Here is a 26,547-nt window from a genome sequence, read left to right on the forward strand (position 1 = left end):
GATGCGAGAGTTTCGCGCCTTTGGGCGTAAGCATAGCGGCGCCCTGAAGGTCCGCGACTTCGACTTCGACGTGAAAGCGGTGGGCGATGATGGCACCTTCAACGGCTACGGCTCGGTATTCGGCACCGTCGACAGCTATCAGGAGGTGGTCGCCAAGGGCGCCTTTCTTGAAAGTCTCGCTGAACTGGAGGCCAAGGGCCGTCCGGTCCCCGTCCTATGGCAGCATCGCTCCAGCGAGCCGATCGGCGCCTGGTCCAACCTGAAAGAGGACGACCACGGCCTGTTCGGCGAGGGCAAGATCCTGCTCGACGCTGGCGAGATGGAGCGTCGCGCACACGCGCACATGAAGGCTCGCACCGTCACCGGTCTCTCGATCGGATATTGGGTGCGCGAGAGCAGCTACGACGAGAAGACTGGCATCCGCACGCTGACGAAGCTGGATCTGGTCGAGATCAGCCTGGTAACCTTCCCCGCGAATGACGACGCGCGGGTCGAGGCGGTCAAGTTCAAGCTCGCGCACGGCGAACTGCCGACCGAGCGTGAGTTCGAGAAGTTCCTTCGGGAGGAAGGCTTCTCCAAGTCGCGTGCGACGTTCCTGTCGGGCGCAATCGAAGACCTGCGTCGGAGGGAGTCCGAGCGCGACACTACCACGAACCCGAGCCTCAAGGCTCTTTCGGACACCCTGGCCGGCTTCAAACTGTAGGCGGCCCTACGCGAGTACCCCACATGAACATGATGACCAATCACGCGGCTCTCGCCGCGAGCGCAACCCGTGTGCCCGAGTTCGGCCGCAAGGACGGCAACGGCGGCGGCGACGACAAGACGCTGGAGCAACTGCAGAAGGAACTGGGCGAGACGCTTGGTTCGGTGAAGCAGTTTGCCGACGAGTTCCGCACCAAGACCGCGGCCGGCGACAAGATCTCGGAGGACGCCAAGGAGAAGGCCGACAAGGCGCTTTCTGAACTTGGCGGCCTTCGCGGCGAGATCACCGAGCTTTCGCAGAAGCTGGCGCAGCAGAAGCGCGGTGGCGGCGATGAAGAGCCGCAGCTGAAGTCGCTGGGTCACGAGATCGTTCATAACGACGAATTCAAGACCTACATGGAAGGCGGTGCCAAGGGCACGATCGGCTTCTCGGTCAAGGCGGTCACCAGCGCGTCCGGCTCGGCCGGCAACCTTATCGTGCCCGAGCGTCAGTCGGAGATCATCGGCATCCCGCGCATGCAGCTTCGCGTTCGCGATCTGCTCACTCCGGGGCGCACCAACAGCAACTCGGTCGAGTTCGCCAAGCAGACCGCGCGCACGAACAACGCGGCGCCCGTCGCAGAAACCGCACTGAAGCCCGAGAGCGATTATACTTGGGCGCTGGTGAATGCTCCGGTGCGCACCATTGCCCACTGGACCCTGATCTCGCGTCAGGCGATGGACGACATCCCGCAGATGGAGAGCACGCTGGACGGCGAACTGCGCTTCGGTCTCGACGATGCCGAAGATGCCCAGCTTCTGCTCGGCGATGGCACGGGGCAGAACGTCAATGGCCTCTATACTCAGGCCACCACCTACTCGGCGCCGATCGCCATTGCGGGCGCAACGCGCATCGATCAGCTGCGCCTCGCGCTGCTTCAGGTCGAACTGGCAGACTATGCTCCCGATGGCATGGTGCTGCATTCGGCCGCTTGGGCGGGCATCGAACTGACCAAGGACGCGGCTGGCGGGTACATCTTCGCCAATCCGCAGGCCATCGCCGGTCCCGTCCTCTGGGGTCGCCCGGTGGTGTCGACCAAGCGCATCGGTTCCGGCAACTTCCTGGTCGGCGCGTTCAAGCTCGCTGCCCAGATCTTCGACCGCATGGATACCGAGGTGCGGATCTCGGATCAGGACCGCGACAACTTCGTGAAGAACATGCTCACGGTTCGCGCCGAGAAGCGTCTGGCGCTCGCCGTCCGCCGCCCTGGCGCGCTCGTTCGCGGCGCTCTGCTCTGATCCACCGCCAGAGGGGTGGGCGTTTCACCCACCCCCCATTACTTGGGAGACCACCCATGAAGTACGCTTACGTGCTGGTGCACCACATTGGCGACCAAGGCGAAGCCGCCGAGGGCCGCATCCTCCATGTCTCCGACGAACGCTTTCGCGAACTCGGACCCGACGGCAGCGGTCTGGTACGCGACGCCACCTCCGAAGAGGTGAAGGCTGGCTATCAGCCCGCCTTCGAGAAGGACGGCACCACCGCTCCCGAGATATTGGCAGAGGGTGGCGAGGGCCAGAAGCAGAAGCCAGCCCCCTCCAACAAGCAGGCTCCCGAGCCGAAGAACAAGGACGCCTGATCATGGCCCGTTCCGCTCGGCGTTCTCGCGGCTACGTGTGTGTGCCGCGCTTCACCGTTCAACCGGCGATCACCGGAACCGCCCAGGTAGGGCAGACCTTGACGGGTGTGAGCGGAACGATTGGCGACGGCACTGTAACCGCTCGTCAGTGGCTACGAAATGGCGCGGCCATCTCGGGCGCCACCGCTGCAACATACGTGGTCCAGGCGGGAGATGTGGGCGCGGTCCTTACTTACGAAGTGACCGCGGCGAGCACTTTCAACACGGCGAACACCGCTAAGGCGACGTCGGCCGCTACCACTACGGTCATCGCCTGATGCGCGTCCTCGTTGTCGAGCCACCGCAGCCTGTTGTTTCGCTCGACCGAGCGAAGGAGCATCTGCGCGTGCGCCACGACGACGAGGGCGCGCTCATCGCCGCCTACGTTGCAGCCGCCAGTGGCAGCATAGACGGGCCAGATGGATGGCTCGGGCGAGCACTTGGCGTGCAGACGTTAGAGATCTGGTTGCCTACGTTCGGCACGTGCGGCTGGATCTCGCTGCCGTATCCGCCGGCCATCGAAGTGCAGGCTGTCGAGTATTTCGATGAAGCCGGCGATCTCGTGACGCTCGACGCGGAAGCGTACACCTTGCGGTGCGACATGCTTCGGCCAGCATGGCCTCAGTCATTTCCCGCTGCGGCCTGGCGAGGGGCGACGGGAGATGCGCTCCGCATCGAGTGGACCGCTGGCTATGAGGTCATGCCGGCGCCCATCGAGGCGGCCATCCTACTGATGGTCGGGGATCTCTATGCCCATAGAGAAACAGCGGTCAGCGGTATGGCGGCGGCAGCGATACCCATGAGCACGACGGTCGAGAACCTCCTTGCACCTTTTCGGGTGTACGCATGAGGGGCGCTGGAGCGCGAGATCACTCGATCTCGTTCCACCATGTCGTCACTGCCGAGAACAGCATGGGCGAGCCTGTAGACGACGCGTCCTACCCGCTGATCTGCAAGGAGTGGGCGCGGGTCATTTTTGGTCGAGGAAGCGAGCGTCGCGCCGCGGCGATCGAGGGCTCGGATCAGCCTGCAACCTTCATCGTGTTGGCGAACGCCAAGACACGCTCGATCTCGGTAGGCGATGTCATCGTGTTCGACGACGCGCACTGGGATATCCAGAACAAGTCTCCGCTCGACCGGGCTGAGATCGAGTTCACTGCTGTCCGGAGGGCTGCCTGATGCTTGGTATCAAGTTGACGGGCGATCAGGACGCGATGGCCAATCTGCGGAAGATCGCTGCCGCCCTTGGTGACGATCAGATGCGCGAGTTCGCGATCGAGGCGCTTGAGCCCGTCGCAGAAACCGCTCGGTCGCTGGTGCCTGTTCGGTCCGGTGTCACGAAAGAGGGTATCGTCGTCAGCGGACGACTGCCGGATGGCGGCGAGGCCGAATTCAACGGCAAGGCGGCCTTCGTCGGCGTGCTGGAGGGCGGGTCCTTCTGGGGCTGGTTCGTGGAGCTCGGTACGGTGAAAGTCCGCGCAGAGCCGTTTCTTATTCCCGCGGTAGATGCCGAGACCGATCACGTGTTCGACATTCTGGGGCAGCTCGCCGGCAGGGCGATCATGGCGGCAGTCTGACATGGAAGCACAGCTTCTCGCACGCCTCCGCGCTGACCCGGGTGTCGCGGCAGTGGCGGGCACGATCGCGACCGGCACCGCCGGTCGACCCGCAATCGACTGGATAGAGCGCAAGTCAGATGCCAAGTCGGGCTTCCCGGCTGGCACCCTTCAGTCTGTTTCATCGGGCCGCCTGTACGATCAGGATGGGCCTTCCGGCCTGCAGCAGAAGCGGATCCGCTTCGAGAGCTACGGGCTCAGCTACGAGCAGGCACGCAAATTAGCGGATGCCGCGATCAAGGCGCTGGAGCCTGCGCAGGACGTAGATGGCATTCGCTTCCACCGATCGAAAGTCGCTTTCGATCGGGACTTCCCACCTGAGGACCTTGGCGGCGGGCTCAAGGTGTTTCGAACCCTCATCGACTTCATGATCCCCGCAACCCCCGCATAGGAGACTTACAATGGCCGAAGGCGAAGGCGTCCTTGGTGACGGCGCAGAACTGTGGCTGACGAATGGGTCCGGCACCCTGACCAAGGTCAAAGGCCTGCTCAACGTCAACCGTCCGAACATCTCGATCGCGAAAGTCGAGACGACCGACCACGACAGCAATAAGACCAAGACCTATATCCCAGGTCACGGCGACGTCGGCGAACTGGCCGCCACGCTGAAGTACGAGCCGGGCAGCCCAACCGACCTGCTCATCATGGAGCACTTGGCGAGCCGGGAGAAGCGGGTGTTCAAGATCGTCACTCCCGAAGAGGACGGCACCAAGCAGGAGCATGATGGCACGATGTTCCTCATGACCTACGTGCCCGACAACGCGCCGCTCGGTGGTGTGCGCAACGCCACCCTGACCGGTCAGCCTGGGCCTATCGATCAGGATGACGTCACCCCGACGCCGACGCCGGCGCCCTGATGTCGGCCGGCAACCCGCTGCTGGGCACGGCCACCTTTCTCTATCCGGCGGACGGCGGCCAGGAGTACCGGCTCACGCTCAACAACCGCGTGTGGATCGAGGCGGAGGACGTTCTTGGCTACTCGATCCTTGACGCTGTGGAAGAGCTTCGCCTGGCACTGAAGACCGGGCGCAATCCGCGCCTGAAGGTCATGTGCGCCATCGTCTATGGCGGCCTGCGTCAGCATCATGCCGACGTCACCGAGACCGATGTCGTCGACATGTTCATGTCCGGCGAGCCCGACTTCAAGGAAGCCGTGCTGAAGGCCATGCGCGGTGCGCAGCTGCCAGACACACCGGACGACGCGTCGGGAAACGGGGCAGCCCCGCAGGGGGCGCCGACGTCGAGCTCGGTTGGAACTGGGAGCGGATCTTCCAGTCCTGGTGTGAAGCCGGCCACGCCTCGCAAGGCTTCTGGGAAGAAACTCCGCGTTCGGTGATCCTCGCCCTGCGCGGCGCGAAGTCGCGTGCTGAGGGCGAGTTCCGGCGACAGATGACCGCGGCTTGGCTCTGCGGCTTGCTCGGGCAGGTCGATCCACGAGCCTACCCGAAACTAGAAGAGATCGTCGCCGACGCTGAAAAGCCGAAGGCCGCGCCGATCTCGTCCGATCCTGCCGAAGCCAGCGCCAACCTCAAAGCTTGGGGCGCCTGGCTGAAGGCGGTCAACCGCCGCGCCTAACGCGCAAACGAAAGGAGGTGTCGACATGGGTGGTACGATCGCGCGCCTCAATGCGGCGCTCACCTGGGATCTGGACGACTTCGACAACGGCACCAACCACATCGGTGGCGCTTTCCAGAAGGTCCGCGAGATGGTGTCTGGTCTCGGCGATGCCTTCGCATCGGCTGGGCGCAAGATGACCTTGGCCGTGTCCGGACCGCTAACCGCGTTCGGAGGCTATGCGCTCAAGACCGCATCGGACGCGCAGGAGTTGCAGTCGGCGTTCGACTACACCTTCGGCGCCATGGCCGGCACCATGAACAAGTGGGCCAAGGACACCGGCGACTCCATGGGTCGCTCTACCCATGCGATGCAGGAGGGTGCGCTCGCCTTCGGGCAGTTGTTCAAGGTCGCCGCAGCCAACGGACCCGAGATGGCCAAGCTATCGCAGCACTTCGCCGTCCTGGCGCAGGACGCCAGTTCGTTCTTCAACGTGCCGTACGATGTCGCGATGGGCAAACTGCGAGCGGGCCTGACCGGCGAAAGCGAGCCGCTGCGCGATTTCGGCGTCTTCCTCAACGAGGCAGCCGTCGAGGCCGAAGGGTTGCGCATGGGCCTGATCAAGTCCGGTCAGGAGCTCAACGAGAACGGCAAAATCATGGCCCGGGCATCGCTGATCGCCAAGGGGATGGCCGACGCAAGCGGCGACGTCGAGCGCACGTCAGGCAGTCTGGCGAACCGCTGGCGTGCCCTTACCGAGCGCCTCTCGGAGCTTGCCACCGAGATCGGCGAGCGGCTGATCCCGATTGCAGAGAAGCTCTTGGGCTGGGCGGATCGGATGCTGGCCAAGTTGCAGGAGCTGCCGGACTGGGTGAAGGACCTCGCCTTTCAGTTCGTGCTGTTCTCGGCGGCATTGGGTCCGGCGCTGCTGGCGATCTCCGCCATCGCTGCGGTTGCGTTGCCACTGTTTCTGAGCCGCATGGGTCCGGTCCTCATGATCCTCTCGGCGATCATCAACCCACTGGGCACGGCGGTTGTGATGCTTGCTAAGCTGTCGGGCAGCTTCGGCCTTGTCGGCGCAGTGATCGGCCGCTTCGCTCCCATGCTGTTGCGGCTCGCCGGCCCCATTGGCGTTGCGATTGGCCTGTTCATCATGTTCAGCGATCGGATCACCAGCGCCTTGCGCGACGTACTCTCCGAAGCGCGAGAAGCGTTGGGCCCGCGCCTGGAGGCCATGTTCGGTAAGCTGGGCGATCTCGTCGACACGATCACGCGTGGCTTCGACCGGATGGCAGCGAGTCCAATCGGGCAGTTCATCAGCCGGATCATCGGCCTGCTCGGCGACCTCATCGAGTGGCTTGTCGAAGTGGGCGGCTCCGCCGTCATCCAGGCGATCGGCGCTGCCGTCGACACGATCAACACCATGCTGGACGCTGTGAACGGCCTCGCGGCGGTGGCGCAGCTGGTGCTCATGGGGCAGTGGAGCGATGCCTGGGCCGTCGCCAGTTCGGTGGTGCAGTCGAGCGTCGGCCGCATCATCCAGTCGATCGCGGCCCTGTTCCCGCCGCTCCAGGCCGCCATTTGGCTCATGGAGAAAGCGGGCCTCATATCCGAGTCGAAGGGGAGCGGACGCGGCCTGCAGAAGGCAGCGAGCTACACCGCCAAGGATCTGCTCGGCCCGGACGCGCCGGCTGCGAACGATAATGCTGGCGGTGTCACCTCCTATGCCGAGGCCGAAGGCCCGGCGAAGGCCAAGAAGTCGCGCGCTGGGCGCAGTGGCCCAACGGCCCAGGAACTTGCCGATCGCCGCGAAGAGCTGCGCCTGCAGCACGAGCTCGATATCGCGCGCGAGAAGGGCGACACGGACGCGGAGCGATCGATCCAGCGCCAGATCGACCTGAAGCGCGCGGCCAGCGACTATGAGCGCGCCGGCCTGTCGCGCACACAGGCTCGGGCCGCGGCCGAGAAGGACATCGCCGAGATGGACGAGGCCCGGGCGGTTGCCCAGGCCAAGATGCTCGCCACCGACGAGCGCCAATTCAACATGCAGCTGGCCGAGCTGCGCGGCGACTACGAAAACCTGCGCTTCCTGCGGGACGAGGAGTTCATCGAACGCGAGATCGAGCGCCTGAAGCGCAGCGGCATCACGCTCGCGCAGGCCGAAATCGAGGCGCAAAACAACCTCAAGGCGCTGGAGCAGGCCCGCGCCGACGCGGCCGCTCGGCGTTTGGCGGATCAGCAAGCGGCCCACGACATCGAGCTCTCGCGCCTGCGCGGAGACAGCGACGCCGTCATTCGCGCCAAGGAAGAGGCCGACCGCATCCGCCAGCGGACGCTCGATCTGCGTGGCGATGGTGAGATGGGAGAGGAAGACGCTCGCGCGAAGGCCATAGCGGAGAGCATGGATCGCGAGCGCGCCACCATGACCGGCACCTTCCGCGACAGCTTCCGCGAGGGCCTGCGGGCCGCGATGGACGGCAATCTCGGAGACTTCTTCGAGAACTGGATGAAGGAGCGCACCTTCAACGCGCTGGCGAACGTGCTGGACCGCCTTGCCACCAACCTTGCCGATATGGTGTTCAACATGAAGCAGGGCGGCAGCTCAGGCGGCTTCCTGGGCGGTCTGTTCAACAGCGTCGGCAATCTCTTCGGTGGCGGCTCATCAGGCTTGAGCGGCGTCAACTATGGCGCGATCACGGATGCGGCCAACAACGTCCGCCTTCCAGGCTTCGCGAACACCGGCAGTTTCCAGATCCGCGGCTTTCCGGGCATCGACTCCAACCTCCTGAGCGTCAACGGCAACCCAGTCGCACGCGTGAGCACCGGCGAGATCGTCAACGTGCGCCGCAACCTCGTCGAGGGCGGCGGCGGCCGTGCCGAGCGCTCGATCGTCGAGCTACGGGTCCAGAAGGGACAGATGTTCGAAGCGACCGTCGAAACCATCAGCGGCGGCGTGGTCACGCGCGCTGCGCCGTCGCTTGTAGACGCCGGGGCGCGATCGGGTGCCGCTCTAGTCAGCCAGCGCAACTCGCGGCGGGTTGGCTGATGGCGATCACGCTCCCCGCGCATCCCGCGCCGAACGACGTCAACCCGACCATCCTCGACTTCGGCGTCACCCTGCGGCCCGCAACGGGTGGGCCGGTCCTGAAAGTCGGCAGGCCCGGTTCGCGGCTTCGGATTGCTGTTTCGTACCCTCCAATGGAGCCGCCGGTGGCGAGCCGCTTCATCTCCAGGTTGCTCGAGGCGAAGCGCACTGGGCACCTGATCATCAAGTTTCCACTGCTCGGGCTGAACCAAGGATCGCCTGGCGCACCGGTGATCGATGGTGCCGGTCAGGCCGGCACCACACTGACCCTTCGTGGCCTCACGCCGAACTATCGCGTCAAGGAAGGCTATTGGCTCTCGATCATCGACGCCTCTGGCCAGCACTATGTCCACAACGCGCGCACGACGATCGCCGCGGGCGCCGACGGCACGGTGTCTTTCCAAATCGAGCCGCCGCTGCGCAAGCCCTTCGCGGACGGGGCGACGGTGCTGCTTGCACAGCCGATGATCGAGGGTTTCATCGACGGTGGCGAATGGTCCTGGTCGACGGACACCGCGCACCACACCGGTCTGTCCTTCGTACTCGAAGAGGCATCCTGATGGAGCGCATTGCGCTGATCTCCCTTCTACGCATCGACCTACCGGGTGCGACCGTCCGGCTTTGCGATGGCGGCTTCATCGAGTTCGACGGTGGGCTCTATGAGGGAGCGGATCCTCTTTTCGGCACGATTGGCTCAGTCCAGGCGATGACGGAAGGCATCGGCGAGGAGATCCCTGCGCTCGAGCTCACGCTGCTGCCGCCGGAGACGAGCGCACCGGCCGATCTCTCACAGCCAGGTTACCAGCGCAGCACGGTGCGCGCCTGGGTTGCCGAGTACGTGCAGGAGACCAATGCAATCGTCGGCACGCCGGACTTGCTCTTCCACGGCCAGATCGATCAGACGTCTCTGAAGGTGGGGCGGGCTACACGCGAGCTGTCGATCACGGTCGTGTCCACCGCCGAACGCCTGTTCATGCTGAACGAAGGCAACTCGCTCTCACCCCGGTGGCACAAGTCCATTTGGCCGGGTGAACTTGGGCACGACAACGCAATCGGGCTCACCGTCCCTGTCGCGTGGGGAACCGATGCGCGGCCAGGTACCGGTGGGGCTAGCGGCGCCATCGAGGGCCGCTTCTTCGGTGAGAGGATCCCGCTGTGAGGCAGGAGATGCTCAGACGGCAGCATGCGACCGCAGCCACGTTGCAGAAGTACCGCGACGCGCCGTTCGACTGGGCGGCCGGCAAGACCTGCCTTCACATGGCTCGCTTCCACCTGCGGCAGATGGGTCATCGCCCCGAGGGCCTGCCGCGCATTCGCTCGGCGATTGGCGCGCGACGGGCTCTAGACGTGCGTGGGTGGGCGAACGTTGGCGACATGCTCGACACCATCTTACCGCGGATCGCACCAGCTCAGATGAGGCTTGGCGACGTGGCGATGCTCGATAGCGGAGACGGCTTTGGCGCTATCGTTATCTCGCTGGGCGGAAAAGTCATGGGTTGGCACGAGGGCTACCCAGGTATGACCGCACTGGAGCCGATCGCCATCGCGGGTGCTTGGCGCGCCTAAACTACAAGCAGGATGTTATTTCGGCATTGCCTGGATCGTTGTTCGCAGGTGCGGCCGATGTGTTTCCCGGGATGAAAGCCTTTACCGACCGCATTGATCCGAGATCATCGATGTCGACCACGAGCGCCGGAACTGCCCCGGTTAATTGCTGACCATTCAGTATGAGCGATGTGCCGTTCGGGCGGGGTGCCGTGGTCATGGGGCTGGATCGGCGCTGCCACTTCGCTGCGATGCAGCCGCTGATCGCCTGAACGCTCTTCGAAGACGATGCGTCAATGATCGGTGTGCCTTCGCGCAAGTCACTGACGGTTGCGCATCCGCTCACAAGCAAAGCCACGGCGCCAAGCGTCCTCTTCATACAATTCCTCAGGGTACGGAGCTCACATGAGTAGAGCACTTGCCAAGGTAGCGTTGATCGCGGGCTCTGTCGCGCTCATTGCCACCGGCGTGGGCGCTGCTGCAGGTGCAGGCCTCCTAACCGCATCGACAGCTGCGGGTGCTGCGACGGCGACGGCAATCAGCGCCACCGCCGCAACAATTACCAGCGCTGCCACCCTTGTGACCATAGGCGCGAGCGTCGGTGCACAGCTGACCGCCAAGAAGCCTGCGGCTCGCGGCTCGGCATCGGGCGTCCTGATCCAGACCGATGCGCCGCAGCCCTGCCTGATCGGCCGCACGTTCAGCGGCGGCGTGCTGCGCCACGATGTTGGCTATGGCGGCAAGGTCGGGAAGGTAAAGAACCCTTACCGCGGCTCCCCGGTGGTCTACTCAGGCTGCGGCCCAGTCGAGGAGTTGGAGTCCGTGCAGACGGACTTCACGCCGATCTCGCCGTGGTACGCCGGGTTCCTCTACACCGACAGCCAGCTTGGGCTGACCCCGGAGCCGGCGGCGTTGACGCCTCAGTGGCCCGGCATGCCGAACTGGACCGCGGCGCATAAGCTGAGCGGACAGGCAGCCATCCTGTGGAGCTTTAAGTTCGACAAGGACGGTAAGCGGTTCGCCAGCGGCCTGCCGCCGTTCGGCGCCATTTGGAAAGGCGTAAAGGTCTACGATCCGCGGCTCGACAGCACCTATCCCGGTGGTGATGGTCCGCAGCGCATCACCGACGAGGCGACTTGGGTATGGTCCGAGAATCCAGCGCTTCATGCACTGGCTTATGCCTACGGACGTCACCAAAACGGCAAGAAGGTATTCGGCATCGGCCTGCCGGCGACCGGCATCGATCTCGCCCGTATCGTCGCGTGGGCGAACGTATGCGACGCCAATGACTGGAAGGTTGGCGGCGTGATCTATGAGCCTGCCGATCGCTGGGCGAACCTGAAGGACATCATGGCGGCCGGCGCTGCGGAACCGGTGTTCGCCGGTGGTGTGCTATCTGTGCGCTACCGCGCGCCGATGGTGGCGCTCGAGACGGTCACCGAGGACGACATCGCCGACGACGCGATGAGCGTCACTGCCATGCAGTCCTACCGCAATCGGCTGAACGGCCTTGTGCCCAAGTACCGCAGCGAGGAGCACAACTGGGAGTACGTCTCGGCCGAGCTCGTGTCCGTGCCTGCCTACGTCGAAGAGGACGGCGAGGAGAAGGTCGAGGAGCGTCAGCACAATCTGGTGCAGCAAGGCGACCAATCGGCGCAGCTTGTGGCTTACGAACTCACAGACGGCAGGGAGATCGGACCCATCGTGCTGACGCTCAAGCCACAGTGGCGGCGCTACCGCCCTGGCGAGTGTCTGCACCTCGATCTGCCGTCACTCGATCTCGACACAGATGCGATCATCCTGTCGCGCGATTTCGACCCAGGAACGATGAAGGTTACGCTGACGTTCGTCGGTGAGACGCCGGCAAAGCACGCCTTCGCCCTCGGACAGGTGGCGGTCGCACCGCCAACCCCGGCGCTGGGCGACCCGGAGGAGCGCGACACGACCATCGACGAGAACGGTACCGCACCGCAGATCTACCCAGTCGGCAGCGAGGAGGAGATGCTCGCACTGAGTGCCCGGCAAGGCGACATCGCCGTGCGGTCGGACATCGAGACGAATTTCATGCACAACGGCGGTGCGACCGGCACCGCGGCCGACTGGAGCGAGCTCGCGAAGCAAACCTCAGTCGCCTCAGCCGAGGAGGCAGAGAACGCGCTGCAACTCGGCGCCTACACGCCTTCCGACATCGCCGACCTGGTCGCCCGAGTTGAGGCGCTCGAAACCCCGTAACGAAGGGTTCACCCAACTGGCCATATCGGACGAAGAGAATGGCGACTTTGAGCGCCGCCTGCTTGCCGGCGAGTTGACGCGGACCGTCGCAACGGCGGTGTGCGATCAGGCCGACGTACAGCGTCGGCTTCGGCGCGTCGCTTGCTGGATCCGCATCAGCGATCTGGTGCGATGCTCACCGCATCATGGCGGGTAATGACAGGCGCCACTGTAAACGTTGCCAGTGACGCCGCTGTCGGCCCCGGCCCGCGTGGCCACTGGGCGAAGGTAGCTGTAGCGGCGCCAAGCAGCTGGCGACTGAAGGAGCGCGGCTGGTCATGAAGCCCTACGCTAATTTTCCCGGCGAAAAGATCGAAGAAGTACGGCACTTGGCTCGTGAAGGCTTCTCGGTACGAGAAATCTGCCGCCGCGTCGGCACGCATCACCACAACGTGCGGCCGATCGTGGCCGAGCTTGAGGCGGCAGGCGACCTGCCGCTTTGCTGCCCCTGCGGCTTACCGCGCGGTCATCGGAGCACCGCATGTGCCGTCAGCACGGCGCCGAAGCGCGGCTATCCCAAGATCCGCGACAGCAAGCTGACGAAAGCGCAGATCAAGGAGATCCACGATCTCGCGGCGAAGGGCGTGTCAAACCGGCAGATCGCCGAGCGAACGGGTAGAGCCCTCGTCGCTGTCAATCGACACGTGAAGATTTGGATGCAGAAACTCGAGGAGGCGGGAGCCCCTTTGAAGCCGTGCAAGTGCGGGCGGCCGGCGCGCCACCCTGGCGGCTGCATCAAGAACTCACCGACGCTCCTTTCATCGGATCGCGTCGAACGGATCGAGCGGTGGGCACGTGAGGGCGTTAGCGCGGCTGAGATGCAACGGCGCTCACGCGCGGTCACCAACGGCGCAGGCCTCGACACCATCCTGAAGTATGCCCGACCAATATGGGCGCAGATGGCGGCCGATGGACACGTCTGCGGGTGCGGCGAGGCGTTCGGCCACGCAGCACCGTGCAAGGCTACTTGGGACGCTCCAGGCCGCATCCGCGGCCCGCAGTCCATCTCACCGGATAGTCGCAGGCGTATCATCAACGCTCTGCTCAATGGCGACTCGATTGTCGCGATCCGTCGCCGCCTGCAAGTTTCAGAAAAGAAGGTGCTGCGCGTATTCAGGGCGATGTCCCGAGAGGATCGGCACCGCCGCGCAAAGCTGGTGTGGCAGCGCGTTCACGGCTCCGGTGAACGTCAGCAGGGATTGGACCTGTTTGCCCGCATTCGGCGCGCCGTTCCGAGCGGGCTCGAGCAATCCCTGCGGGACGACGTGACTTCGGAGCTCTACCTAGCGGTGCTTCAGGGCGACATCACCATCGATGCCATTGAGCGGCACGCGCGCACCTACGTCGGCAGAGCATTCACGCTCTGGGCAAGCGCCTTTGGTCCGCAAAGCTTGGATGCCCCTCTCGGTACTGATGATGATCGAAGCCTCGCTGACCTTATCGGTGACGACAGCTATCTTGATGAACTTGCCGACATCCAACTGGGTGATGATTGATATACTGGCACCTTGGCCTTGCTCGGACACCGAGCGTTACTCGCGTCTACCATCAGGCGGCGAGTATCGCTGCTGCAAGCTGCTTCTTGATCGTCGGCCCATTCAGATGCTCGTCGACGGACGAATAGCCTTCTCGCTTGAGCTGACGCTTGATGTCCTCCACGTTCTTGCACGTTCCGGCTCGGGCGATCTCGAACGCGCGGGTGACCGTTCCTGTCATACTCGCTAACTAGGTCCACTCCGGCGCTTTTGGGAAGCGTCCGCGAGAAGGTAGGCGTTCAATGATCGACACCAGGCGCCCCTACTCGGTTGCCAGCCTCGCTGAGCGCTGGAGTTGCAGCGCCGGCTCGGTCCGCAACCTTATTGCCTGCGGTAAGCTAGGCAGCTTTCAGCATGGCAAGCTCATTCGCATCCCCGCCGCCGAGGTAGATCGATACGAGGGGAACCCGCCTGACAGTGGGAGCGAGGACGGCGCACCAGCTGCGCCGTCGCCAGCACCTCGACCGGTCGCGGCGCTCCCGCAGCCGAACTATGGTGCGCAGAGCCGCGCCTCGACCCTGCCCGACTGGCCTGGCGCGATGAAGCGCAAGACAGCCGCCGCATACCTCGACTTGTCAGAGGCAGCATTCGACCGCGACGTAGCTGCTGGCGTCCTTCCGCCCTCGTTCGTCCTGGGCGGCAAGCCTCACTGGCGCAAGGAAGCGCTCGACAAGGCCCTGGAGCTGCTATGTGGCGACGGCCCTGTTCCGGAGCACATTAGGCGCTTCGAGGAGCGTCACGGGATTAAAGGAGGTCTTTGAATCGCTCGAAATCACTGAGCGGGGCACCGCAGGTTGTCCTTGCCTCCATGACTCGGATGGTCCCATTCGGTGACACCTGGAAGGCTGCAACATCCATGCCCAGCTCACGGGCAAGCTCGACATACTGCCTCACCCTTGCTTTGCTCGGGTATCTCGGCTTTTTATCGAGCGCTTCCATATCGCCTCGGTCTGAACCTGTGTGCAGGAGTGGAACCCAATGGCAGCCAATCTGCTCGACCTACAGCGCAAGTTCGAGAAGAAGATCGACGAGCGCAAGACGATCCAGCTCTCTCCAGAGGAGATGGATCTCATCGTTGAATGTGGCGCCTACGATGAGATCGTGCGAGCAGCACTGGAGTTTAGGAAAGCGGAGGTCCGGACGCGACGCCTGCCAGCATCTGAGGGCGAGTGACGCGCGCCGATCGGTCTTATGCCTGGACTCGTCGCGGATTATCAAAGGCACAACATCGCTGCCGGAATCGCGGACCCGGTGAAGGCGGACAGGCTTGCCGCATGAAGGGTTTTGCTCAGCCTAATGCGGTTACTCATGCACGAGACAAGCGATTGTCACAGCACAGCGCCTGGACAAGCGCGAGCAACCCGTAGGCCGTTGTCCCACTTGGCCTTGTAGACCACCTGGTTGTGCTTGAGCTGCCAACAGGAGAGATCGCCTTGGCTTCCGGCCACCATCGCCAGTGTGCGGCCATAATGATCCTCACCCACCCGTTGGATGGTGAGTTTGCCTGCCATGCCGGCGGCTAAGTTCGAGGTAGAGGCGTACGGATCACCTTGCACGCAGTCGCGACCAGGACGACAGTGCCCCGGCATCTCTGGCGCATCGATACCGAGCAGCCGAATGCGCTCATCGCCGCAGCGGATGGTGTCGCCATCCGTGACAGCGCAACCGCTAATTGCTTCGGCATAGGCCGTCGTTGCTCTGTCTGGCGCGCGCACAGACGCAGCATCTAATGCCCCGCCAACCAAGATCGCTACACCGAACGCGCCAGCAATCATCGGCCAGGCGAGCTTCGCGGAACGCGGCTGAGCCAACCTCAATCGTGGCCGTCGATATGCTCTACGGTTTCTTGCCATGTCGGTCTTGTAGGTTGGTTTGGCTGCAATCCAGTTAAGTGTTCACCGATCCGCTCCGCAGCAGCTCATCCTCACCCCGCGGGTATCAGACATCCTCTGGTATTGGCCGGCCCAAGTAGGTGGTCTCACCTTGTTGACGCGCTTCCCACGCGTTCGTGCGCTCGCGGGCATACGCCTTCTGCACCCGCGTCCTGCTGATGCCGTGCCGTGCGGCAAGCTCGCCAAAGGTCGCGCCATCAATCACGGCGACATAGATCGCTTGGTTTCGGTCACGATCGGGGCTTGAGCTTCCTGTTCGATCAACCATCATTCACCCCGCGCCGCGAAGCTAAACGCCATGCCGTTTACCCGTTAAGGGGCTGCATAGCACTTGGAACTCGTTGGGCCCAATCTCTGACGAAGTTCCCGCTACGGGCGGAAAGATCCGGGGAAAACGAACGCTCCCAGTGGCTTGAACGGTTAACGCGACCCGGATAGCTGACGAACCAGTTACACCCCATGTAGCCACCTCAGGCGCTCCGGCTCAGGCTGGGGCGCCGTTTTCCTCAGGACGGTAGCTCAATTTCAGCCCATAGGATCGGCACGCTCGGGCTCAACCATAAGACGCCGCCGGTATCCTCGTCAGTCTCGTTGGTAGCCCATTCGAGCCGCTCGTCGTCCCAGCGCGCCAGGTGAAGGGTGTACGGATGATCAGGATCGACCTTCTTGCCGTCGCCACCGAAGGCATTGCCGATCAGGTGCGGAACCGCGAGCAGCACCTCGGCGCCGTTGAAGGGTAGATCTGACCCGCGCACTGGTAGACCTTGCCAGTCGATCGCCAAGCTCGTTTCTCCCTTTGCGAGTGCCACATCCGCAGCTAAATGCCGCATAGCTGCACACCCGAATGCCCATTCAAAGTGCAGCTAGGACTGGTGCTTTGCTCCCGCTTGGTGCCAGTCCGCCTTTCCCATTATAGCGGCGGCGGCAAGGTCCACCACCGGCTTGTGATAACGAGCGTCGCCAGCGCAGGGGGCATCAGTATGGCACCTGCGGCGGGTCGGTATGTCGATCGCCACCGAGCCGCTCAACCCGTCTCTCCTGAGCCACAATCTCCGCAACCGATCTCGGAACGTGCGCGTGATGAAACATAGACCACCACCGGGCTGAGCTTGGGGAGCATGGGGCGCCCACAACACGGCAACGGACCACAAATTGCTAACTCACATCTTCCCGATCTGGCGCTCGTACTCTTCCTGAGCAATCCGGGCCTTTTCTACCTCTTCAGCATGGATCCGGCTCAATCGTTCGTACTCCGCCACTCGGGCCTGCTGCCGACTTAGAGCGGCGTCGTACGCGTCCTTAGCGGCCTTGTTCGCGGCAAGCTGATCTTGAGCTCGCTTAGCTTGTTCCGCGTTAGCCGAAGCACGCGCGGCCTCCTGCCTTTCCGCCTCCACGCGCTCAGCAGCCGATGCCGCTGCTTTGGCCTCGGCCTGCGCTGAGGCGGCGGGCGAGCTTGATCCTTCGCCGCGTTTGTCGGGGAAGTCGCCGATATTGCCGATGTGGATGGGCGTAGCGCTAGGACTAAGCGAAAGGCTGGCTACGAAATCTTTGTAGGATGCTTTGTCTTTAGTGAATGGCCGCCACATGTCAGAAATAGCGACCTTGTGGAGCTGACCATCAAAACACCCCATCCCGAGAGAATCGCCCGCAAACTGGTCATCAATCACGTCAACCTTGCCAGCATATCCGGTGGCGGCATTTGGTCGCGCCAATATGTCGACTATCATATGCACGCTTGTCAGGTTTAATCGCCCGTATAGCGACTCGGTCGATCCATCATATCGAATAGTCTTAGGTTTGACCGCATAAGCTACATGTAAAGCGCCCGCACATTCGATAAATCGATACTGAAGGTCCACATTAGCCCAAAGAGTGCGGCCTCCCTGCATACCCCTCAGAGTCAGAGTGACGGTCTTGATAGATGCGTCGTCATGATCAAGATTAGATTGCTCTTCTGGGTCATCGCCATAGTTGAAATCTACTGAGGCCTCCTGCGCATCATCAGCAAGCAGACTCAATCTTTCGCTTTCAGCCGCTTTCCGCGAGCCAAACTCTTTACATAGTCCCGAATAAAGGGCCTTACTGTAAACGGCTGGGTATTCCCGCCAATGCTGCTCTGAGACCTTCCGATCGGCAGCAAGTTCGTCGGATTGAGTCGGATCATAGCTTCTTTGGAAAACCTTGCCGATGTATGACTTGGCATATCCGAACTTGTTGCTCTCGTACGTATAACAAACGTAAAATCTCGGCACTTCTTTGGAGGACTGAGCAAAAGCGGTTTTTGTGAAAACAGCCGTCGAAGATAGTGATGCAAAAACACACGCTAGGATCAGCACGAAACGCATATCTTCCCCCCTTGCAGTGCAAGATACACCAGCAGCCATGTAGCGTTATGTCAAATTGAAGCTGGACACTCCCCTTTGTCGATCAACGACATGCTCCTGGCGCGTGACGTGTTCGGCCGATTCAAGTTGGAGGAGGTGCAGACCACTTAAACGATCTCCACCGAGACTGTCGGCAGCGGCAAGCGGGCAGGGACGTTGATCGCGTCGAACTGCTAATAGCCGGTACGACCTGGGCACTAACTAAGCCAGAAGGGCGCCGCGGCTTCGGTCGTGGCGCCTTTTTCAGTTCAGCCCTCAGTCCTCTCCGCCCGTGATGTTGTAGATGCGGGAGATGTTGAGAAGCATCGCCGCGATCGCGACGGCCGAAGCAATCCCATAGGTTGCGAAAAAGAACGCCACTCCCGCGAGCCAGCTCTGATCAGGATAGCTTCGGGAAAACAGCGCCAGCACCAGTCCAACCGCCTGGACCAAGATGAAGTGGAAAAAAAGGACGACGACCCTCATGAAGAGGGAGTCCGGCCTTCCTCCTTCTCGGATAGCATTCGTAAAACGCTTTCCCGAAAGGGCGAGGACAATTGCCATGCCCGCCAAAGTGAAAGCCATGAGCGCCGGGATGACGGTTAGCAACACGTCGGCGACAGGGCGTTCGTCGCTCAGGAACCCGCGATCTAGCCAAAACGGATAGCAGCCCGCGGTGATCAAGACTGACAGCCACAGGTAGATGGATTTCAGGAGCGCAGACAAGCCGCCATAGACGCTCCAGTAAATGCGGAAGGGCTCAAAGCTGCTCACGATTGTCGCGAGCTTCCCGCGCAAGGCTTCGAAGCGCTGCGAGGTATGTGACGCCTTGGGCAATTGCACGTTTGACAATCTTGGGCACCTCCCTCGTTGAGCGTCTAGCATGGACCTCGTTCTCATCCAAACCCGACGAGTTGACGTACCCATTGTGAGCGGCCACCCGAGCGTAAGTCTCGTTCTCCTCGCTCAGTTCAATCCCATCGGTTTTTGCCTGCCGGGTAATTTCGCGCCGCTCCGATCGGGCGTTCTGCTCGATCAGATCCTTCATCACCCGGTTGGTCTCAGTGGTAATATCGTCCTGGTTCGGTCGCTTCACAAGGATCTCGACCTTGTCCAAGCGAGCCAAGCCGAGGACGTAAGTGATCGCATCGTCTGTCGGCACGACGGTTACTTCGACAAGCTCCGCATCCACGCCGAGGACCTTCGGGCTCAGCAATTCTGAAAATATCTTTCCCACTCGCGTGGGGGAGATTGTCTGCCGATCCTCGTTTCTCGCCTCGAAGGTGAGCTGGTGTGTTTTCTCATCGAAGATGCAGTAGAACACTCGACCATTGACGCCATAGGTGGCGGTGAACTCTCGCCCTTGCGTTGGGAAGGCGGCCTTCTTCAACTTCGCCTTGTCGATTGCCGGCTCATCCGGGTTGATCTCCATCCACACGATTAGCTGGAAGGTATGAAATGTGTCGTCCTCATGCAGACTGATCGGCTTGGTAATAGCCGCCTTATATGCACCCCAAAAATCAACGGGGTGTTCCGCAGCTGCCGTTAAGAGCCTGCGGTAGACGCCCTTCGGGTGCGGTGTTGCCACGATATTGAGAAAACCGACCTCAAGCGTCTCTGCCATGCTGCCCCCAGCCTTGATGACTGGACCGCTACCCGGCGGACTCGGGAGGAGTCAAACGAAGGCGGCGCTAGGCGCTTTCAAGCGCCGCCTCATCCCGGCCGCAGACAAGCGCGCCGCCGGAGTCTGCCGCGCGCTTGGCCCTCCGCACGTCCAATCCTACCCGCACCGCCAAGAACCACTCGCGCCGGCTGGCGTCCCATGATGGTGGGTCTGGCGTGCTCGCACGCGCGGAATGTTCGGGCGTCACGCTATCGCCGAGAGCTCTCTTCCCGTGCATGCATTCACTGCTAAGTCTTTCTCTCAGGCAAGCAGAGGAAATTCTAGATGAGCATCGGCTCAAGCCTGTGCGATGTTGATTGGGATGCGGCCGGCTCCATGCTTTCGGGTACTGCAGCATGGGCGGCCGTAGGCGCCGCGTTTTACGCAACTTGGAAGGCCGCCAATACCTTTACGCAGTTCAGACAGCAAAAGAGTTATGAGCGTAGGTTCTCTGCTGCGGAGACCGCGCTTTCGGCGGCATATCGTGCTAAGCGGAACCTGCAGGTCGTGCGAGACGGAAATCTCACATACGAAGAGTATGTCTCCGCAGACATAACGCGGCAGCTTGATGAAATGCCCGAAGGATCGGATGTTGACCGCAAGATTCTTGAGATCCGAGCGAAAATCACGAGCGCCCGCTTTGAGCGCTATCGCCAAGATTGGGACCAGGTCATTAATCAAGTTGCAATCTCAAAAGCACTCTTTGGCCGTGAGGTAGAAGAGGCAATGAAGGAGATCGCAAATGAGATTGTGAAGGTTCAGGATGCCGCCGCTACCGTTGCAGTGCTTAATGTAAAATGGCTTGAAGAGAGTATTTTCACGAGTGGAGATCGCGCCGGCAGCGATCGTCTGATGGAGCGTGTCGACAGGTGCATAGGCGTGCTTGAACGGCATCTTCTGCCGATCCTTGCAGTAAGCAATGGTCGTTAGCAGTCACTGTTGCGACGGGCCACACGGATCAGGGATACGGCGAGCGCCAGCCGTATAGTCTGCAAGCTGCACGCGCTTAGACCTCCCCTTGGCGAGGGAGGCTTGCGCTTTGTTTTCGTTCGGAGCATTTATGTCCGTGGGTGTGAGAGCCCGGACTAGTGAAGCAGGTGAGGCGCCGTTGGCGCGGAGCCCATCTGCCTGAACAGCTTGGCGGCTGTTCGTACGAGCGTGGATTGGCGTCCACCGCTTGCCGACCCCTTATGTCGGGAGCGAGGCGCACATACAATACCCTTTCGGGGGGAAAACGTCTCACCTGTCTCACTAGCAGGCTCTCACCCTCCCGGCACCCGGTCCGTCACCGGGGAACTCGGCTGTGAGAGGCCGATCTAGTGAGTAACCACCATGACAGGACACGACTTGTCCAAGGAAGGCGCAGCTATGGCGCCCGTCCTATTTCCGAACATCGCAGAGCATCATGCCGCACGCATCCGCTTGCTCAAGCGCCTGCGCCCGCTGCTGAACAGCCCCGAGCCGTTCAAGCGGGATGTCGGGTTCTTCCTCTTCGGCGTCACCGAAGCACTGAGGGGGGCGCGTCATGCTTGAGCAAGCGATCTCTCCCACCAGCCGCGCATCGCTCGCGGAACAGAGCGCCATTGCGCAGGAACTGGCCCGCGGTTGCCAGACATCAGTCGAGCGCGCCGTGGAGCTTGCCCGTATCATCAAGGAGGCCGCTGACGACCTGCCCCCCGACTGCGAACGGCGGCGCTTCTACGCTTGCGCGGACCTCATAGAAGAGGCTGCGACCAGCCTCGGAGAGCGGGCCGAAGCGATCGAGATCATCTGCGGCACCTTGCTTCTGGCAGTGCGGGAGGCGTCCAATGCTTGAGATGAAAATCAAGACAAGCGGCCGGCGCTATGTCGGGCCAGGAGAGCTTCGCCACCGTCTCGGCGCGGAACGTGCTCGCGAAGAGCTGGGCGAGATGATCGAGTACCTGATTCAGCAGGTCGATATCATGGAGGGCGACCCTGACCTTGAGGACGGTGGCGACACCGAACTGAGTGGGGACGAGCATGGCGACCCCTCCTGGTGCGAATGGCACGCGCTGCCCGCCTCGACCCGCCGAACCGGCAAGCTGAACAGCAAGCCGCTCGATGTCTGGCGCGGAGTGATCCTTGAGGACGAGGAAGAGGACGACGCGCCCGAGGAGGACGACCACAGCGGTCAGTGCACCGAGGACGAGATCAGCAGTGGTCTTGGGCACTGGGGCTTTGGCGTGGGCGCTCAGGGCGCTCCCGGCTGCGCGATCAGCGACCCTGACACCGAGCACGACACGATGCACGGCGGCGGCAGTGCTGAGTTCGGACAGGAGCGCTGGCTTGAGGTATCACCTTACTACCAGCTTGCGGAGACTGAGATCCCCGCACCGGAGGGCGATCTAGGCGATCGGGCCATCATGCGGCGCACCCTCAAGCGAATACGGGAGGAACGCTGCCAGCGGGTCAAGTCGGCTTGGGGCGGCTACGCCTTCCGGCTGCGGCACTCGCCGTTCCGCTCGCCAGGCTGCACAGTCGCCAGCAACCTGAACTAACGCCTTCTTCGGCCTCGAGTCGACTGACCTTGGGCCTCGCTTCGGCGGGGCCCTTTTTGTTGCACGCATGTCGCACGGACACGCCGGTACTCACACGAAATCGGCGGAAATGCGCGGTATCCAGCGGCGACAGGATGCAACACGGCATTTCCGAAGAACGCGTCGTGAACGCACTAAGGTGTTGCTAACACACGGAAAAAATGGAGGCCCGAGCCGGAATCGAACCGGCGTGCAAGGATTTGCAGTCCTCTGCGTAACCACTCCGCCATCGGGCCATCCGGGGCGTGCCCCTTGCGGGGAGAAGCGCGCCTAGCAACCCTGCCCGCGGCGCGCAACGGGATTCGCGTTGCGCGTCAGCGGGCCGCGGTGCGCGGGTAGGTTTGCGAGGGCTCGCCGGCGTAGCCGTGGAACAAGGCGCGGGCGATGCTGGCGATGCGGCTCTCGCGGTTGAGGCGGTTGCCCTGGCCGGTCACGTAGATGGCGACGGCATAGGCGCGACCTTCGGGCGTGCGGATGATACCGACATCGCTGGAAGTGTTCGCCAGCGACCCGGTCTTGTGCAGCACCGTGGTGCCCGAAGGCAGCAGCGCGGGGATACGGCGCTTGCCGGTGACGCAGCGGCCCATCGCGCCCAGCAGGACGTCGCGGCTGGACGCGCTGAGCATCTGGCCGTTGTAGATCTGCGAGAGCAGGCGGACCATCGCCAGCGGCGTCGCGCTGTCGCGGCTGTCGATCGTGGTGGCTGGATTGACCGCCCCGTCGTCGCGCACGAGGGTGGCGATGTCGCGGTCGATGTGCCAGTCGGTCACGCCGGCACGGCGCACCCAGTCGTTCACCGCGCGCGGACCGCCCACGACCTTGAGCAGCGCATCGGTGGCGTAGTTGTTCGAGCGCGTGATCATCGCCTCGATCAGGCTGCGCGCGCTCATGTACGTGCCCGGGCGGACCGGGGCGACGGTGCTGGAAAAGGGCTTGGACGGCACCGGCATCAACAGCGGATATTCGCTGGAGAGGCTGAAGCGGCCCTGGTCCACGCCTTCGAGGAAAGCAGCGGCGATGGCGATCTTGCTGGTGCTGGCCATCGGGAAGCGCTGGTCGCCCAGCACGTCCACCGTGCGACCCGAGCCCAGATCGAGCGCGGCGACGCCGATGCGGCCTTGCGACGCTTCGGCAAGGGCGGCGAGCTGCTGCTCGAACCCGGATTGATAGGTGCGTGGCGCGCGCTGCTGGGTGCCCAGCAGCGTATCGAACGCGCTCTGCACCTCGTCGATGCCGGAGCTTTCGACGCTACCGGCGTATGCAGGTGCGAGCGGCATCAGCATGGCGACGGCCGCGGCCGCTGCCCGGAAGAATCGGTTCATATCAGTCCTGCCTGCCCCCGACGCAGGGCCACCCTAGATCGTATTATCTTGGCAAAGGCTTAACTGCCGATCGCGCAAACGCCACAGGTTCGCGACAAGTTGCCTGCTGGGTGCGACTATTTCAGGAACCGGCGCTGCGACGCGAGCGTCGAGGCGCTCGGATCGCGTGCTATGAACCCCGCTCCACGACCCGGATGTGCGGAATGCGCCAGAGGGACCCATCGATTCTCCCCTGCAGGGAGAGGTGGCAGTCCACGGGACGGGCGGAGCGGCGTCACCGGTGGCGGCGTACCCGGCCAGGAGGGTGAAAGCGCTCTACCACTGCCTGCAGCGCCTGCTTCGACGAGCTCGGCACAGCCTTGCACGTGAGGATCTTTAAGCGTTCAGACCGCCGTTGACGCTGATCACTTGACCCGTGATCTTGCGCGCGCCGTCTCCGCACAGGAAGATGGCCAAGGGCGCGATGTCCTCGGCCGTCGGCAAGCCCAGCCCCGCGCGCGTGGCGGCCTTGGCCATGCGCTCGGAACCCAGCTTGCGCGCGCTGTCGTTGCCTTCGACGTAGCTGGGCGATATGCAATGCGCGCGGATGCCGTCACGCGCGGCTTCCAGCGCGAAGTTGCGGATGAAGCCGATTGCGCCCGCGCGCGCCGCTCCGATCAGCGCCTGGCGCGGGGCAGCAAAGACGCCGGCGTCCGAGACGAACGAGAGCAAGGTCCCGCCTTCGCGCGCCAGATGCGGATAGGCGGCATGGGCAAGGCGCTGCAGCCAGCCCACCGAGAGATCGAGGAAATGCCCGAAGGCGGCGGGCTCCGCCTGCGCGAACAGGCCGGTGATTCCGGACGGGCCGGTCGCCGTGCAGTCGATTACCGCGTCGAGACGACCGAACTGCTCGACAACTTCGGCGACCAGAGTGTCCGCGGCATCCACCTGCCAGATGTCGACGAGGAAGCCCTCGGCAGGGCCACGGACGCCCAGAGCGGCCACCAGGCCTGCGACCTTAACCTCGCTGCGACCGTGGATCGCGAGCGTCCACCCCTCGTCCAGCGCCGCGCGGGCGATCGCGCTGCCGACCGAGCCGCTGCCGCCGGCGATCAGCAGCACCTTTCCGGCAGCGGCGCTCACACTCAGTCGTCGTCGCCGTAGGCGGCGCGCATGTCGTCGGGCGCGAGGTCGGAGAACTTGGTGATCCGTGCCTCGAACCGCAGGCGCACCTTGCCGGTGGCGCCGTGGCGCTGCTTGCCGACGATCAGTTCGGCGAGGCCTGTGATGCGCTCCATCTTCTCCTTCCAGTCCTCCCACTTGGCGCGCACGTCGGGCGGATCGGTGTCGCTGGCTTCCTTGGGCTGGGTCGCCATAGCGTAGTAGTCCTCGCGATAGACGAACCAGACCATGTCGGCGTCCTGCTCGATCGAGCCCGATTCGCGCAGGTCCGACAGCATCGGCCGCTTGTCGTCGCGCTGCTCGACCGCGCGGCTGAGCTGCGAGAGGGCGATGACGGGGACGTGCAGTTCCTTGGCCAGTGTCTTCAAGCCGCGGCTGATCTCGGAGATCTCGTTCACGCGGTTGTCGCTGGCGCGGCCGCTGCCTTGCAGCAGTTGGAGGTAGTCGATGACGATCAGGCCGATGTCGTGCCGGCGCTTCAGACGCCGTGCGCGCGTGCGCAGGCCGGCGATGGTCAGGCCTGGCGTGTCGTCGATGTAGAGCGGCAGCTCGGCCAGACGCTGGCTGGCGAAGGAGAGCTGCTGAAAATCCTCGCGGCTGATCTTGCCCATGCGCAGGGCCGAGGAGCTGATGCCCGACTGCTCGGCCAGGATACGCGTGGCGAGCTGGTCGGCGCTCATTTCCAGGCTGAAGAAGGCAGTGGCGGCGCCGACCGACTTCTCGACCGGGATACCGTCGGCGATGTCGCGGCGCAGGCGCTCGGCGGCGTTGAAGGCGATGTTGGTGGCGAGCGAGGTCTTGCCCATGCCCGGACGCCCGGCAAGGATGATCAGGTCGGAATCGTGCAGGCCACCGATCTTGCCGTTGATCGAGTCGAACCCGGTCGTCTTGCCGGAAATATGGCCGCCCGAATTGAACGCCTTTTCGATCGATTCGATGGCGACGCGGGTGGCCGACGCGAAGCTCTTGGCCTCGCTACCGGTCGAGGCGCCTTCGGCCACTTTGTAAAGCGCGGCTTCGGCGTGCTCGATCTGCTCGAGCGGTTCGACCGATTCGGAGGTGTCCATCGCCCCTTCGACGAGGCCGCGCCCGACCGACACAAGTTCGCGCAGCAAGGCCAGGTCGTAGATCTGGTCCGCCAGCTCGCGCGGGGCGAGCAGGCCCTGGCCGTCGGCCGTCAGGCGGGCGAGGTAGGAGACGCCGCCCAGTGCCTTCAGTGCCTCGTCCGCTTCGAAGTAGGGACGCAGGGTGACAGGGGTGACCACCGCCTTGCGGTCGAGCAGCTGGGTCAGCCGCTCGAAGATGCGGGCGTGCACGGGCTCGAAGAAGTGACCCGGGGTGAGCGGGGTCTGCAGTTCCTCCAGCACGCGGTTGTCGATCAGGACAGCCCCCAGGAACGCGGCTTCCGCCTCCACGTTCGAGGGCAGCGCGCGAATCGCCGGGAGTTCCGCATCGCGGACGAGAGAGGGTGCCGTTGCCATAAGCCGGCGATTTTGCGCGCGGGTGCGGATGGGAGCAAGCGGAGTATTTTTCGATATTCTTCCACAGGCTGTGGATCGTGGGACGGCTCACGCGGAGGCGCGGAGTCGCGGAGGAAGAACAGGAAGAAAAATGGTTCGCGC

The 26,547-nt window shown here is 63.2% G+C and carries 33 protein-coding genes and 1 tRNA gene; 23 read left to right on the forward strand and 11 right to left on the reverse strand.

Translation table 11 applies throughout. The features are described 5' to 3' along the window. Position 1 precedes the first annotated feature (1 nt). Genes HNO88_RS02430 through HNO88_RS02500 form a run of 15 tightly spaced genes read left to right on the forward strand, consistent with a single transcriptional unit; the run spans position 2 to position 10,181 of the window. Positions 2-703, forward strand: coding sequence for an HK97 family phage prohead protease (locus tag HNO88_RS02430; RefSeq protein WP_312856975.1), 702 nt, complete (start codon positions 2-4; stop codon positions 701-703). Between the two features lie 23 nt (positions 704-726). Continuing rightward, positions 727-1,980, forward strand: a complete 1,254-nt coding sequence (locus HNO88_RS02435; protein ID WP_184242477.1) for a phage major capsid protein — start codon at positions 727-729, stop codon at positions 1,978-1,980. 56 nt (positions 1,981-2,036) lie between these two features. Further along, the gene (locus tag HNO88_RS02440) at positions 2,037-2,321 is read left to right on the forward strand and encodes a hypothetical protein (protein ID WP_184242478.1); all 285 of its coding nucleotides are present in this window, start codon (positions 2,037-2,039) and stop codon (positions 2,319-2,321) included. A 2-nt stretch (positions 2,322-2,323) separates the two neighbouring features. After that, positions 2,324-2,638 carry a hypothetical protein gene (locus HNO88_RS02445; RefSeq protein WP_184242480.1) on the forward strand — a complete coding sequence of 105 codons (315 nt, stop codon included), beginning with the start codon at positions 2,324-2,326 and terminating at the stop codon, positions 2,636-2,638. Continuing rightward, a complete protein-coding gene (locus HNO88_RS02450; protein ID WP_184242482.1) occupies positions 2,638-3,210 on the forward strand; it encodes a head-tail connector protein in 573 nt (190 codons plus the stop codon). Before HNO88_RS02445 ends, HNO88_RS02450 begins: the two co-directional genes overlap by 1 nt. Beyond that, positions 3,207-3,539, forward strand: coding sequence for a phage head completion protein (locus HNO88_RS02455; protein WP_184242484.1), 333 nt, complete (start codon positions 3,207-3,209; stop codon positions 3,537-3,539). Before HNO88_RS02450 ends, HNO88_RS02455 begins: the two co-directional genes overlap by 4 nt. Before the next feature lie 14 nt (positions 3,540-3,553). Next, on the forward strand, positions 3,554-3,937 hold the full coding sequence (locus HNO88_RS02460; RefSeq protein WP_184242486.1) for an HK97-gp10 family putative phage morphogenesis protein: 384 nt from the start codon (positions 3,554-3,556) through the stop codon (positions 3,935-3,937). A 1-nt stretch (position 3,938) separates the two neighbouring features. After that, entirely contained in the window at positions 3,939-4,367 is a 429-nt protein-coding gene (locus HNO88_RS02465) for a hypothetical protein (protein ID WP_184242488.1), read from the forward strand. A gap of 10 nt (positions 4,368-4,377) precedes the next feature. Next, a complete protein-coding gene (locus tag HNO88_RS02470; RefSeq protein ID WP_184242490.1) occupies positions 4,378-4,833 on the forward strand; it encodes a phage tail protein in 456 nt (151 codons plus the stop codon). After that, positions 4,833-5,312, forward strand: a complete 480-nt coding sequence (locus HNO88_RS02475) for a hypothetical protein (protein WP_184242492.1) — start codon at positions 4,833-4,835, stop codon at positions 5,310-5,312. The genes HNO88_RS02470 and HNO88_RS02475 overlap by 1 nt, the downstream gene beginning before the upstream one ends. Next, positions 5,309-5,551: a hypothetical protein gene (locus HNO88_RS02480; RefSeq protein ID WP_184242494.1), complete on the forward strand. Its 243-nt coding sequence runs from the start codon at positions 5,309-5,311 to the stop codon at positions 5,549-5,551. The genes HNO88_RS02475 and HNO88_RS02480 overlap by 4 nt, the downstream gene beginning before the upstream one ends. Before the next feature lie 25 nt (positions 5,552-5,576). Beyond that, complete coding sequence (locus HNO88_RS02485) at positions 5,577-8,576, forward strand: hypothetical protein (RefSeq protein WP_184242496.1); 3,000 nt, start codon at positions 5,577-5,579, stop codon at positions 8,574-8,576. Continuing rightward, positions 8,576-9,175 carry a hypothetical protein gene (locus HNO88_RS02490; RefSeq protein ID WP_184242498.1) on the forward strand — a complete coding sequence of 200 codons (600 nt, stop codon included), beginning with the start codon at positions 8,576-8,578 and terminating at the stop codon, positions 9,173-9,175. Before HNO88_RS02485 ends, HNO88_RS02490 begins: the two co-directional genes overlap by 1 nt. Then, entirely contained in the window at positions 9,175-9,774 is a 600-nt protein-coding gene (locus HNO88_RS02495) for a hypothetical protein (protein ID WP_184242500.1), read from the forward strand. The genes HNO88_RS02490 and HNO88_RS02495 overlap by 1 nt, the downstream gene beginning before the upstream one ends. Before the next feature lie 8 nt (positions 9,775-9,782). After that, complete coding sequence (locus HNO88_RS02500) at positions 9,783-10,181, forward strand: DUF6950 family protein (RefSeq protein WP_184242502.1); 399 nt, start codon at positions 9,783-9,785, stop codon at positions 10,179-10,181. Position 10,182: 1 nt separating this feature from the next. On the opposite strand, the gene HNO88_RS02505 is transcribed toward HNO88_RS02500, so the two are convergent. Continuing rightward, positions 10,183-10,539: a hypothetical protein gene (locus tag HNO88_RS02505; RefSeq protein WP_184242504.1), complete on the reverse strand. Its 357-nt coding sequence runs from the start codon at positions 10,537-10,539 to the stop codon at positions 10,183-10,185. Positions 10,540-10,565: 26 nt separating this feature from the next. Between HNO88_RS02505 and HNO88_RS02510 the strand changes: the two genes are divergently transcribed. Both HNO88_RS02510 and HNO88_RS02515 read left to right on the forward strand, forming a co-directional pair. Further along, the gene (locus HNO88_RS02510) at positions 10,566-12,392 is read left to right on the forward strand and encodes a phage tail protein (RefSeq protein WP_184242506.1); all 1,827 of its coding nucleotides are present in this window, start codon (positions 10,566-10,568) and stop codon (positions 12,390-12,392) included. A 317-nt stretch (positions 12,393-12,709) separates the two neighbouring features. Continuing rightward, positions 12,710-13,927, forward strand: a complete 1,218-nt coding sequence (locus HNO88_RS02515; RefSeq protein ID WP_184242508.1) for a helix-turn-helix domain-containing protein — start codon at positions 12,710-12,712, stop codon at positions 13,925-13,927. 52 nt (positions 13,928-13,979) lie between these two features. Here the strand turns inward: HNO88_RS02515 and HNO88_RS02520 are convergent, their stop codons facing one another. Further along, positions 13,980-14,147, reverse strand: a complete 168-nt coding sequence (locus HNO88_RS02520; protein ID WP_184242509.1) for a hypothetical protein — start codon at positions 14,145-14,147, stop codon at positions 13,980-13,982. Positions 14,148-14,208: 61 nt separating this feature from the next. On the opposite strand from HNO88_RS02520, the gene HNO88_RS02525 reads away from it, so the two are divergent. Further along, positions 14,209-14,727 (forward strand): helix-turn-helix domain-containing protein, encoded by a 519-nt coding sequence (locus HNO88_RS02525; RefSeq protein WP_184242511.1) that lies wholly within the window; start codon positions 14,209-14,211, stop codon positions 14,725-14,727. A 217-nt stretch (positions 14,728-14,944) separates the two neighbouring features. Further along, positions 14,945-15,139: a hypothetical protein gene (locus HNO88_RS02530; protein WP_184242513.1), complete on the forward strand. Its 195-nt coding sequence runs from the start codon at positions 14,945-14,947 to the stop codon at positions 15,137-15,139. Between the two features lie 155 nt (positions 15,140-15,294). On the opposite strand, the gene HNO88_RS02535 is transcribed toward HNO88_RS02530, so the two are convergent. From HNO88_RS02535 to HNO88_RS02555, 5 genes are all read right to left on the reverse strand, one after another. Then, complete coding sequence (locus HNO88_RS02535) at positions 15,295-15,777, reverse strand: thermonuclease family protein (RefSeq protein ID WP_312856976.1); 483 nt, start codon at positions 15,775-15,777, stop codon at positions 15,295-15,297. 587 nt (positions 15,778-16,364) lie between these two features. Continuing rightward, on the reverse strand, positions 16,365-16,640 hold the full coding sequence (locus tag HNO88_RS02540; protein ID WP_184242515.1) for a hypothetical protein: 276 nt from the start codon (positions 16,638-16,640) through the stop codon (positions 16,365-16,367). Between the two features lie 378 nt (positions 16,641-17,018). Continuing rightward, positions 17,019-18,203, reverse strand: a complete 1,185-nt coding sequence (locus HNO88_RS02545; RefSeq protein ID WP_184242517.1) for a hypothetical protein — start codon at positions 18,201-18,203, stop codon at positions 17,019-17,021. Positions 18,204-18,497: 294 nt separating this feature from the next. After that, on the reverse strand, positions 18,498-18,995 hold the full coding sequence (locus HNO88_RS02550) for a hypothetical protein (RefSeq protein ID WP_184242519.1): 498 nt from the start codon (positions 18,993-18,995) through the stop codon (positions 18,498-18,500). Further along, positions 18,982-19,845, reverse strand: coding sequence for a DUF4747 family protein (locus HNO88_RS02555; RefSeq protein WP_184242521.1), 864 nt, complete (start codon positions 19,843-19,845; stop codon positions 18,982-18,984). Before HNO88_RS02555 ends, HNO88_RS02550 begins: the two co-directional genes overlap by 14 nt. Before the next feature lie 324 nt (positions 19,846-20,169). Here HNO88_RS02555 and HNO88_RS02560 point away from each other — a divergent pair, with 324 nt between their 5' ends. The 4 genes from HNO88_RS02560 to HNO88_RS02575 all read left to right on the forward strand — a co-directional run bounded on the left by HNO88_RS02560 (position 20,170) and on the right by HNO88_RS02575 (position 22,403). After that, the gene (locus tag HNO88_RS02560) at positions 20,170-20,814 is read left to right on the forward strand and encodes a hypothetical protein (RefSeq protein ID WP_184242523.1); all 645 of its coding nucleotides are present in this window, start codon (positions 20,170-20,172) and stop codon (positions 20,812-20,814) included. A gap of 402 nt (positions 20,815-21,216) precedes the next feature. Next, positions 21,217-21,417, forward strand: coding sequence for a hypothetical protein (locus tag HNO88_RS02565; protein ID WP_184242524.1), 201 nt, complete (start codon positions 21,217-21,219; stop codon positions 21,415-21,417). Further along, the gene (locus tag HNO88_RS02570; RefSeq protein WP_184242525.1) at positions 21,410-21,700 is read left to right on the forward strand and encodes a hypothetical protein; all 291 of its coding nucleotides are present in this window, start codon (positions 21,410-21,412) and stop codon (positions 21,698-21,700) included. The genes HNO88_RS02565 and HNO88_RS02570 overlap by 8 nt, the downstream gene beginning before the upstream one ends. After that, positions 21,693-22,403, forward strand: a complete 711-nt coding sequence (locus HNO88_RS02575) for a hypothetical protein (protein ID WP_184242526.1) — start codon at positions 21,693-21,695, stop codon at positions 22,401-22,403. The genes HNO88_RS02570 and HNO88_RS02575 overlap by 8 nt, the downstream gene beginning before the upstream one ends. A gap of 201 nt (positions 22,404-22,604) precedes the next feature. Here the strand turns inward: HNO88_RS02575 and HNO88_RS02580 are convergent. The 4 genes from HNO88_RS02580 to HNO88_RS02595 form a co-directional block, all read right to left on the reverse strand. Next, a tRNA-Cys gene (locus HNO88_RS02580) sits at positions 22,605-22,678 on the reverse strand. Positions 22,679-22,756: 78 nt separating this feature from the next. Then, a complete protein-coding gene (gene bla / locus HNO88_RS02585) occupies positions 22,757-23,764 on the reverse strand; it encodes a class A beta-lactamase (protein WP_376768746.1) in 1,008 nt (335 codons plus the stop codon). 375 nt (positions 23,765-24,139) lie between these two features. Next, complete coding sequence (locus tag HNO88_RS02590) at positions 24,140-24,886, reverse strand: SDR family NAD(P)-dependent oxidoreductase (protein ID WP_312856977.1); 747 nt, start codon at positions 24,884-24,886, stop codon at positions 24,140-24,142. 2 nt (positions 24,887-24,888) lie between these two features. Further along, on the reverse strand, positions 24,889-26,406 hold the full coding sequence (locus tag HNO88_RS02595) for a replicative DNA helicase (protein WP_184242527.1): 1,518 nt from the start codon (positions 26,404-26,406) through the stop codon (positions 24,889-24,891). Positions 26,407-26,547 lie beyond the last annotated feature (141 nt).

Origin of the sequence: Novosphingobium chloroacetimidivorans, from assembly GCF_014204535.1 — a bacterium.
GTDB classification, from domain to species: domain Bacteria; phylum Pseudomonadota; class Alphaproteobacteria; order Sphingomonadales; family Sphingomonadaceae; genus Novosphingobium; species Novosphingobium chloroacetimidivorans.

Coding starts and splice junctions, on each gene's coding strand:
- HNO88_RS02575 (WP_184242526.1), top strand. CDS start 21,693: ATGCTTGAGATGAAAATCAAGACAAGCGGCCGGCGCTATGTCGGGCCA.
- HNO88_RS02445 (WP_184242480.1), top strand. CDS start 2,324: ATGGCCCGTTCCGCTCGGCGTTCTCGCGGCTACGTGTGTGTGCCGCGC.
- HNO88_RS02500 (WP_184242502.1), top strand. CDS start 9,783: ATGCTCAGACGGCAGCATGCGACCGCAGCCACGTTGCAGAAGTACCGC.
- HNO88_RS02485 (WP_184242496.1), top strand. CDS start 5,577: ATGGGTGGTACGATCGCGCGCCTCAATGCGGCGCTCACCTGGGATCTG.
- HNO88_RS02475 (WP_184242492.1), top strand. CDS start 4,833: ATGTCGGCCGGCAACCCGCTGCTGGGCACGGCCACCTTTCTCTATCCG.
- HNO88_RS02520 (WP_184242509.1), bottom strand. CDS start 14,147: ATGACAGGAACGGTCACCCGCGCGTTCGAGATCGCCCGAGCCGGAACG.
- HNO88_RS02455 (WP_184242484.1), top strand. CDS start 3,207: ATGAGGGGCGCTGGAGCGCGAGATCACTCGATCTCGTTCCACCATGTC.
- HNO88_RS02465 (WP_184242488.1), top strand. CDS start 3,939: ATGGAAGCACAGCTTCTCGCACGCCTCCGCGCTGACCCGGGTGTCGCG.
- HNO88_RS02505 (WP_184242504.1), bottom strand. CDS start 10,539: ATGAAGAGGACGCTTGGCGCCGTGGCTTTGCTTGTGAGCGGATGCGCA.
- HNO88_RS02565 (WP_184242524.1), top strand. CDS start 21,217: ATGACAGGACACGACTTGTCCAAGGAAGGCGCAGCTATGGCGCCCGTC.
- HNO88_RS02470 (WP_184242490.1), top strand. CDS start 4,378: ATGGCCGAAGGCGAAGGCGTCCTTGGTGACGGCGCAGAACTGTGGCTG.
- HNO88_RS02495 (WP_184242500.1), top strand. CDS start 9,175: ATGGAGCGCATTGCGCTGATCTCCCTTCTACGCATCGACCTACCGGGT.
- HNO88_RS02545 (WP_184242517.1), bottom strand. CDS start 18,203: ATGCGTTTCGTGCTGATCCTAGCGTGTGTTTTTGCATCACTATCTTCG.
- HNO88_RS02440 (WP_184242478.1), top strand. CDS start 2,037: ATGAAGTACGCTTACGTGCTGGTGCACCACATTGGCGACCAAGGCGAA.
- HNO88_RS02525 (WP_184242511.1), top strand. CDS start 14,209: ATGATCGACACCAGGCGCCCCTACTCGGTTGCCAGCCTCGCTGAGCGC.
- HNO88_RS02430 (WP_312856975.1), top strand. CDS start 2: ATGCGAGAGTTTCGCGCCTTTGGGCGTAAGCATAGCGGCGCCCTGAAG.
- bla (WP_376768746.1), bottom strand. CDS start 23,764: ATGAACCGATTCTTCCGGGCAGCGGCCGCGGCCGTCGCCATGCTGATG.
- HNO88_RS02510 (WP_184242506.1), top strand. CDS start 10,566: ATGAGTAGAGCACTTGCCAAGGTAGCGTTGATCGCGGGCTCTGTCGCG.
- HNO88_RS02570 (WP_184242525.1), top strand. CDS start 21,410: ATGCTTGAGCAAGCGATCTCTCCCACCAGCCGCGCATCGCTCGCGGAA.
- HNO88_RS02560 (WP_184242523.1), top strand. CDS start 20,170: ATGAGCATCGGCTCAAGCCTGTGCGATGTTGATTGGGATGCGGCCGGC.
- HNO88_RS02490 (WP_184242498.1), top strand. CDS start 8,576: ATGGCGATCACGCTCCCCGCGCATCCCGCGCCGAACGACGTCAACCCG.
- HNO88_RS02515 (WP_184242508.1), top strand. CDS start 12,710: ATGAAGCCCTACGCTAATTTTCCCGGCGAAAAGATCGAAGAAGTACGG.
- HNO88_RS02530 (WP_184242513.1), top strand. CDS start 14,945: ATGGCAGCCAATCTGCTCGACCTACAGCGCAAGTTCGAGAAGAAGATC.
- HNO88_RS02555 (WP_184242521.1), bottom strand. CDS start 19,845: ATGGCAGAGACGCTTGAGGTCGGTTTTCTCAATATCGTGGCAACACCG.
- HNO88_RS02595 (WP_184242527.1), bottom strand. CDS start 26,406: ATGGCAACGGCACCCTCTCTCGTCCGCGATGCGGAACTCCCGGCGATT.
- HNO88_RS02450 (WP_184242482.1), top strand. CDS start 2,638: ATGCGCGTCCTCGTTGTCGAGCCACCGCAGCCTGTTGTTTCGCTCGAC.
- HNO88_RS02435 (WP_184242477.1), top strand. CDS start 727: ATGAACATGATGACCAATCACGCGGCTCTCGCCGCGAGCGCAACCCGT.